Source organism: Streptomyces sp. NPDC058632, from assembly GCF_042717095.1.
Taxonomy (GTDB): Bacteria; Actinomycetota; Actinomycetes; order Streptomycetales; family Streptomycetaceae; genus Streptomyces.
In genome coordinates this window covers 1-1,133 of sequence record NZ_JBHXQZ010000219.1, presented here as the reverse complement: position 1 = coordinate 1,133, position 1,133 = coordinate 1, and the positions used below count along the sequence as shown (strand labels likewise).

The 1,133-nt window shown below is 71.0% G+C and carries 1 protein-coding gene; it reads left to right on the top strand.

Features of this window, described 5'->3' with window-relative positions; genetic code table 11:
* On the top strand, positions 1–1,133 hold a 1,133-nt coding region (locus tag ACFWVE_RS35075), incomplete at both ends, for an acyltransferase domain-containing protein (RefSeq protein WP_384023336.1).

Sequence of the window (1,133 nt, the reverse complement as noted above, 5' to 3'; positions counted from 1 at the left end):
ACCGAGCCGTCATCCTCACACCCGACCACGACACACCACTCACCCCCCTGGCCCGCCTCACCACGCACCAGCCCCACCCCCACCTCATCACGGCCCCCGAGCCGGCGAAGCCCCGCAAGTCTGTGTTCGTCTTCCCGGGCCAGGGCTCGCAGTGGGAGGGCATGGCCCGGGAACTCCTTGCCACCTCAGCGGTGTTCGCGGCGACGATGGAGGAGTGCGCCGGCGCACTCGCGCCCCATGTCGACTGGGATCTGCCGGCCGTGGTGAGCGGCGCCCCCGACGCCGCGTCCCTTGACCGGGTGGATGTCGTACAACCGGCGCTGTTCTCGATGATGGTGTCCCTGGCTGCGGTCTGGCGGTCGTACGGCGTCGAACCCGCGGCCGTGGTGGGACACTCGCAGGGTGAGATCGCCGCCGCGTGTGTCGCGGGGGTCCTGTCGCTGGACGACGCGGCCCGTATCGTGGCGCTGCGCAGCCGGGCCCTGCTGCGCCTGGCGGGACGCGGCGGGATGATGTCCGTGCCGCTGCCGCAGGACGAGGTCCGCGACCGACTGGACCGCTGGGCGGGCAGGCTGTCGGTGGCGGCGGTCAACGGGCCGCGGTCGACGGTGCTCTCGGGCGAGGCGGACGCGATCGGCGAGCTGCACGGGGAGTTGACCGGGGCGGGTGTGAAGGCGCGAATCATCCCGGTGGACTATGCCTCCCATTCGGCCCAGGTCGACGAGATACGTGACGAACTGGCCGATTTGCTCGCCGGGATCGCGCCGCGCCCGGCCGAGGTGCCGCTCCTTTCAACCGTCACCGGTGACTGGATCCCGGAGGGTGTCACCGATGCGGACTACTGGTTCCGCAACCTGCGTGACACGGTCCGGCTGGAGGACGCCGTACGGAGGCTGCTCGACGAGCAGTACGACGCGTTCCTGGAAATGAGCCCGCGTCCGGTGCTGACCGTGGGCCTTCAGGAGACCGTTGACGAGACCGGTGCTGACGCTGTGGTCGGCGGGTCACTCCGCCGGGAACAGGGCGGTCTCGGTCATCTGCTGTCGTCGGTGGCGCAGGCGTTCGTGCGGGGCGTCCACGTCGACTGGGCCGCCCACTTCACCGACACCCACGCCCCGCACACCGACCTCCCG